The organism is Nostoc sp. DedSLP04, assembly GCF_034530775.1.
Classification (GTDB): domain Bacteria; phylum Cyanobacteriota; class Cyanobacteriia; order Cyanobacteriales; family Nostocaceae; genus Nostoc.
In genome coordinates, this window is the sequence record NZ_JAVRCL010000124.1 from 1 (window position 1) to 6,459 (window position 6,459).

The window sequence follows — 6,459 nt, forward strand, 5'->3', positions numbered from 1 at the left end:
ACAAATGACAAATGACAAATGACAAATGACAAATGACAAATGACAAATGACAAATAATTAATAAAAATGTCTTTAGATACTCGCTATCCCTTAAATTTACCCGTCAATGCTCCGCCCTTGCGCGTGTTAATTGTCGAAGACGATCCGATGATGCAATTGGGATTAGAGCAATCGTTAATGGCTCATCCTCAGTTAGAGATTGTTGGACAAGCTGAAGATGGTTATTTGGGAGTTCAAGCCGCACTGCAACTGAAACCTGATTTGGTGGTTATGGATATTGGGTTGCCGCGATTAGATGGCATTGCCGCGACACAGCAAATTAAGGCGGCACTGCCAGCAACTCATGTAGTGATGCTGACATCTCATCAAACAGAGACAGAAATTATTGCTGCACTATCTAGCGGTGCAGATGCATATTGTATCAAAGGTGCAAGTGTGGAAAGATTGTTAAGTGCGATCGCAGCCGCAGTTGATGGCGCAGCCTATCTCGATCCCCAAATTGCGCGGCGAGTAATTGACAATCTCAAACCGCCTTCACCCACCACCAACACCGCCAACTTATCAGGGCGCGAGTTAGAAGTGTTAAAGCTGATGGTAGATGGATTGAGCAACCCAGAAATTGCCGAAAAGCTCTATCTTAGTCCCAACACCATCAAAACTCACGTCCGAGGGATTATGAATAAATTAGCAGTAGACGATCGCGTGCAAGCAGCAGTTGTCGCACTGCGTTCTGGTTTGGTTTGATACTAGAATAAATTTATCTGCAACTTTCAAAATACTAAAGTTCAACCTTTGGCTAGTATTTTTAACTATTAAAATTGTTGCAAAAACTTTAAATTTAGCTAATTTTTTTCCATGCGCTCATTAATATTTCAAAATTTGAAGCTGACTATTCCTACAGCTTTAGCATTTACGGTTCTTGGTTATATTCTAAGTCTACCTCTGAGTTATCTTGGCAACTCAGAAGCAGCAAGATGGCAATTCAATTTCGAACGCACAACATTTATTGAAACCCGAAAGCTTGATGAGCTAGGAAGTTTTCAAGCTAGGGTAGCACTTGGTGGTACAGCGCTCGGAATCTTAGTAGCTCAAACAACTTTTATTGCGTATATATTTGGACTTAGCAATCGTAGTACTAAGCAGTAATATCTTTAACGAGATGTAAATACAGCCTTTAGAGGTTGTTTGAAAAGTTGCAAACTATACTATAAACCCCGCTTCCATTCCTCTCTCCGCTTCGGGGAGAGGCTTTGAAACCCCCATTCCCTTGTAGGGAAGGGGGGCTAGGGGGGTTAGGTTTCTGATACTTAAATGTTACCAAAAATACTTGTTCATTCATCCTCTTAGACCACCTAATGCAGATGTATATTATAGCGATCGCCACACCTTTGGCTTTCAAGTTGGCACACATTTCTAACCACATTTACAATTAGAGGCGTACATATATATGTACGCCTCTATAGCTGAATAATTTGTTGCCAAGATGTTGGAAAGATAGTCTACCTCAATGCATTTCAGTTAAAAGAGTTTGAGAATTGATTAGGGTCTATATTAGCAGGAAATAAAAAAATTTCCTTGCCTTCTCTTCTTGCCTTTTGGTGAAGCAAAATTGCCTTTTCCAAAGAACAATATTTGATTGGAACCCATCTGTCGCTATAATAGTAGACAGTTACTCGGCTCATTGCATACTCTTTCAACGGCAGTGGAAGAGACCAGGACGAGTTCACAGTTTGAACCTTACCTGTTGAGTCCATGCTTTGAACCTCAGTTATTAAGTATATTTACTTTCACTGATTGGAATGATGTAGAGGAACTATCATAAGTAATAATCAATGTATTTTAAAACTACATCTTTAGATAAAAATTAAAACAATTAAAACTGCTATCACGCCCTTAGCACTAAATGCGATCGCTACTTCTGGTATCTCATCAGCAGTCGTTACTCAGATCGCCATTGTCAGAATAAGTAGGGATTTGATAGAAGGGTGCGATCGCATAACCTAGTTTTCTTACAGCAATTGTCAGGAAAATAGCTGTAAGTTGTATGCATCTAACTCTTAACGAATGTCCACTCTAGTACCTTGATCGGGGCTTCTTGTAGTGCTTGAGTTAATTCGGTGCTACTCTTAAATTTCACCTCAGAGAGGTCACAGGCTTCGACGTTGACCGTGAATTTATCGTTTTGGAACGGCCAGGGTTTGACAACAACCAAGTTATCACTGCGCTGCATAATGTCATAGCGCTCACCTTCAGGGCCCTTGCTAATTTCTAAAAACCGCTCATCGTCAGGTAGTTCCTGCTGGCATAAAATGAGAGAAAGGCGATCGCACCATTGCATAAATGCATAGGCTGCATCAACTTCCTCCTTTTTGATGCCCAATTCTTTACGCCAACGTTGCTGATTTTGAAGTTGCTCGTCTAAAAGTTTGTCTAATTTTGAAGATTTACCCCGGCTTGACTCATTTAAACGGCTGATGTGCATGGAAATTAATAGAGCTACCCATCGTCCACGGTAAAGGGCATTCTTTGCCAAATTAGCCAATTTATCGACACCTGCATCTAAATCGGTATTTGTGGAGAGCATGAAGTCCTTTGGCGCACCCGCTTCAGTTAGAATATCTTCTTCCCACTCTTTTTCTAGATCGTCGTGATGAGAAATTGCAGCTATTGTTTCATATAACCTTACGGGAGCATTTTTACGTTGCCATTGTCCAGCCAGTTGAGCTGCTAATAAAGCATGGGCACGATGATAAATGACTTCCCAACCATTTGATGTAGCGTTGACAATCACAAGTTAATCTCCAGATTTTTAGTTGAATTAATTTCTAAAATTAGAAATATCGAGGTAGAAATTGAAGAAGCGATCGCTAGGAATTTTTCAGTGTTTCTGAATATTTATAGCTATAGCTATTTTTAATTGGTGTAATAGCCAAATACTCAGCGAAAATTCCCGACTTATTAGAAAAGTCGGGAATATTTTTGCCTGCTAGATGTAGTGAAACAGCCTAAAATTTGCTAAATCAGGTGAGCAAATAACCGACTTTACTTTCTGAGTGGGATTTTTTTAGAATCTCCCAATCATCTCTTTACTCAAAATCAAGCTATGCAATTAAGAGTGGCTTTCTAGCGGATTAGCAATGTATTTGAATGTTGGCTCAGAATTCCAGGGCCCACGCTCATCTTGACCATTTCCGTTTGTAGACAGGTTGTAGTAAAGAGCAACAGTTTCATCGGGCTTAATATTACCAAAGAATGGATCTGTCAACTTACCTAGCGAATCTAGAGCTTTCATAAACATCTGAGTATGAGAAATTTCTCGTGTTAACAGATGAACTAAAGTCTCTTGGGTTCCTTTATCGGTTGCCAACTTAATCAATTCTTCGTAAGTCTGACGAGCGCCTGCTTCAGCTGCAACGTTAGCTCTTAAATCACGTACTACATCTCCACCCTCATTCAAGTAACTTGCAGTCCAAGCATTACCTTGGCTATCTAGAAAATGAGGCCCAATTCCTCGGACTGCAAAAAGAGTACTCTTGTAAGCCTCTGTTTGATCTACATTTTTAGTGTGAGCCTCAATGAGTTTACCAACCATTTCTAAATGGCTGAATTCTTCAATTGCAATGTCTTGGAGCATGTCTTTAATGCCAGCATTTTCGACATGGAATGATTGCACCCAATATTGAAGCGCTGCACTAAGTTCTCCAGTAGCTCCGCCAAACTGCTCTAGTAGCAATTGAGCAAAACGTGGGTTTGGTTCGCTTACGTTAACTGCATGAATAGGCTCTTTTTTGTGGAAAAACATAGATCTACACTTCCCAAGGTTATGATGTTTCAGAATGAATTGATTTATCTTTTAGTCTTTTTCCAGATAGAGCTAATTTGATGTTTTTTAGCTTGTTCTACTCGTGAACTAAAAGATTGAAAAAGTCCAGTAGTTATCTCAGGGTTGATAACTGCCAATCAGCGATTATGCATTGCTGCTTCTTCTGATTAATCCCCACAGATAAATAGCAACAATTGCACCAAGCACAGCCACTAAAATACCAGGAAGAGTTAAACCAGCGCCAGCCGCAGTAATTTGCAGAGTTCCTGTTCTTAACAAGGTAAATAAAGTTCCACCGACGAAAGCACCAATGATACCCAAAATCATTGTGGAGAGAATTCCGCCGCCTTGAGAACCAGGATAAATAGCTTTAGCGATTGCACCTGCCAAAAGTCCTAAAACTATCCAAGCAATAATACTCATAACCGCCTCAACAATCTCACTCACTTAATATCTAAGTTATCAACTCTAATTCCAAATTCTTTCTACCAGATGGGGTAAATGTTAAATCCAAAAGTTATACACAATACTTTCATATTCAGAATTGGATGAGAATTTGCGTTTTTTACATCTTTTTAACCTTAAACGAAAATTTTTGCATATTTTAAGCTAGAAGTTATTAAAAACATCTAATCATAGACATAATTATTGTCAGCAAAACTAAATGTTAATTAGCTAATCAATATATTATTTTTTATCTCTGTCTTCAGGTATAAAGTTCGTATCTAACTTCTTGGGGATGTATTAAAAATATTTATTCATTCAACTTTTGATAATTTTCGTTATAACCGATCGTTAATTATCTATATAAATAATTAACCAAGATTTTTGTAGATTTTTATTTAACAACTTTATTCCAATTACCTTTTGACTGCCTATCCGCTTGCACTGCGCTTCATGCACCACACAAATAAGTTCAAACATAAAATTGGATTACTATAGTCTTAATAATATCCCCTCAAATTTTATTTTTCAGATAGATTGAGGGGATAATATGTGGTAAAGATTTGCAGAAGCGATATCAAATAGCACGAGAAAACTTTGTCTCTCGCGTTCTTGTATGAGTATCAAATATGACGGCAATATTTCTTACTAGTAATCTACCGATGTCGGTAATCTGAATCTGATTTTTTGATAAACTGACTAGACCATCAGCTTCTAGTGGTTTTAACGCCTCTAGTTCCTCAGAAAAATATTCATCAAAACTGATATGATATTTGTTTTCAATATCTTGCTTATGAAGCTGAAAATGAGACATAATACTCATAATCACATCCCGTCGAATAATGTCATTCTGAGTGAGCTTGATACCTTTACTAATAGGTAAACTACTTGCTGCCAGTGTTTGATAATAATCCTTTAACTCCTTGTGATTTTGAGCATAAGCATCTTCTAACATACTGATGGATGTGGCACCAAAACCAAATAATTCTGTTTCGGCGTGGGTAGTGTAGCCCTGAAAATTGCGTTTAAGAGTACCATTACGTTGAGCGATCGCTAGTTCATCATTAGTTTTAGCGAAATGATCCATTCCAATAAATAGATATTGGTTATTCGTCAATTCTTCAATGGTCATTTTCAGAATTTCTAACTTTTCCTGTGCTGGGGGTAGCGCCTCTTGAGGAATATTTTTTTGCGTCGGTTTTAGCCAAGGGACATAAGCAAAGTTAAACACAACAATTCGGTCAGGATCTAATTCAATTGTTTTTTTCAGCGTTTCTTGAAAAGTCTCACGTGTCTGATAAGGTAAACCATAAATTAGGTCTACATTCACACTTTCAAACTTAGCTTCTTTAATCCAACTCATGACATCAAAGAGCATTTCTTCAGGCTGGACACGATTCACTGCTACTTGAACTTGGCGATTAAAATCCTGAATGCCAAAACTAATGCGGTTAAATCCAATCTTTCTCAAAAAGAAAATGTAGTTTTTATCGATATAGCGGGGATTAATCTCAATTGAGATTTCTGCTTGGGGATCGATGTTGAAATAGCGATTGATATTTTTCCATAAAAATTCTACTTGGTGACGCTCCAAATAATTAGGAGTACCACCTCCCCAGTGGATTTGCAGCACTTTTCTATCGGAATCGATTAAAGCTGCGGTGTTTTTAATGTCTTCAACCAAAGACTCCACGTAGGGTTTAGCAATATTCTTGTTGTTGGAAATTACTGTATTACAGCCGCAGAAGTAGCAAGCACTTTGGCAAAAAGGGATATGGAAATACAAACTCATAGGGGTTTTGCGTTGATTCGAGGCGGCGATCGCGGCCTTAAAATCAGTTTCAGTGAATGTTTCGCTTAACTCTGTAGCGGGCGGGTAACTGGTATATCTAGGTGCGCGAGTGTCGTACTTTTGAATCAGATCCAGATCGAACTTAACACCAGGTAATAGAAAAACCATTGAGTTGCTTTCCAATAAATGAAGGGAGTAATTAATAGGGAGCAGGGGGCAGGGGAGCAGGGAGCAGGGGGCAGGGGGCAGGGGAGATGAGGGGACAAGGAGATAAACAAAACTCCTAACTCCTAACTCAGCACGGGCTAAACCTTAGCTTTCCGCTAACAGCACTCCTAACGCCCAATGCCCAATGACAAATGACAAATGACAAATGACAAATGACAAATGACAAATGACA

6 protein-coding genes are annotated in these 6,459 nt (G+C 38.8%); 2 read left to right on the forward strand and 4 right to left on the reverse strand.

The features are described from left to right. The first annotated feature begins 66 nt into the window (after window positions 1–66). Together RMX89_RS34250 and RMX89_RS34255 are read left to right on the forward strand one after the other, a co-directional pair. Window positions 67–744, forward strand: a complete 678-nt coding sequence (locus RMX89_RS34250) for a response regulator (RefSeq protein WP_104908984.1) — start codon at window positions 67–69, stop codon at window positions 742–744. A 111-nt stretch (window positions 745–855) separates the two neighbouring features. After that, entirely contained in the window at window positions 856–1,146 is a 291-nt protein-coding gene (locus tag RMX89_RS34255; protein WP_322692117.1) for a hypothetical protein, read from the forward strand. A 904-nt stretch (window positions 1,147–2,050) separates the two neighbouring features. On the opposite strand, the gene RMX89_RS34260 is transcribed toward RMX89_RS34255, so the two are convergent. The 4 genes from RMX89_RS34260 to hemN all read right to left on the reverse strand — a co-directional run bounded on the left by RMX89_RS34260 (window position 2,051) and on the right by hemN (window position 6,227). Further along, on the reverse strand, window positions 2,051–2,791 hold the full coding sequence (locus tag RMX89_RS34260) for a DUF3891 family protein (protein WP_322692118.1): 741 nt from the start codon (window positions 2,789–2,791) through the stop codon (window positions 2,051–2,053). Window positions 2,792–3,109: 318 nt separating this feature from the next. Further along, window positions 3,110–3,802, reverse strand: coding sequence for a manganese catalase family protein (locus tag RMX89_RS34265; protein WP_012410902.1), 693 nt, complete (start codon window positions 3,800–3,802; stop codon window positions 3,110–3,112). Between the two features lie 165 nt (window positions 3,803–3,967). Then, window positions 3,968–4,246, reverse strand: a complete 279-nt coding sequence (locus RMX89_RS34270) for a GlsB/YeaQ/YmgE family stress response membrane protein (protein ID WP_322683864.1) — start codon at window positions 4,244–4,246, stop codon at window positions 3,968–3,970. A 598-nt stretch (window positions 4,247–4,844) separates the two neighbouring features. Beyond that, the gene (hemN, locus tag RMX89_RS34275) at window positions 4,845–6,227 is read right to left on the reverse strand and encodes an oxygen-independent coproporphyrinogen III oxidase (protein WP_322692119.1); all 1,383 of its coding nucleotides are present in this window, start codon (window positions 6,225–6,227) and stop codon (window positions 4,845–4,847) included. Window positions 6,228–6,459 lie beyond the last annotated feature (232 nt).

What these genes read in the sequence shown, in the direction of transcription:
- hemN (WP_322692119.1), bottom strand. Translation starts at nt 6,227, where the DNA reads ATGGTTTTTCTATTACCTGGTGTTAAGTTCGATCTGGATCTGATTCAA.
- RMX89_RS34270 (WP_322683864.1), bottom strand. Translation starts at nt 4,246, where the DNA reads ATGAGTATTATTGCTTGGATAGTTTTAGGACTTTTGGCAGGTGCAATC.
- RMX89_RS34265 (WP_012410902.1), bottom strand. Translation starts at nt 3,802, where the DNA reads ATGTTTTTCCACAAAAAAGAGCCTATTCATGCAGTTAACGTAAGCGAA.
- RMX89_RS34255 (WP_322692117.1), top strand. Translation starts at nt 856, where the DNA reads ATGCGCTCATTAATATTTCAAAATTTGAAGCTGACTATTCCTACAGCT.
- RMX89_RS34250 (WP_104908984.1), top strand. Translation starts at nt 67, where the DNA reads ATGTCTTTAGATACTCGCTATCCCTTAAATTTACCCGTCAATGCTCCG.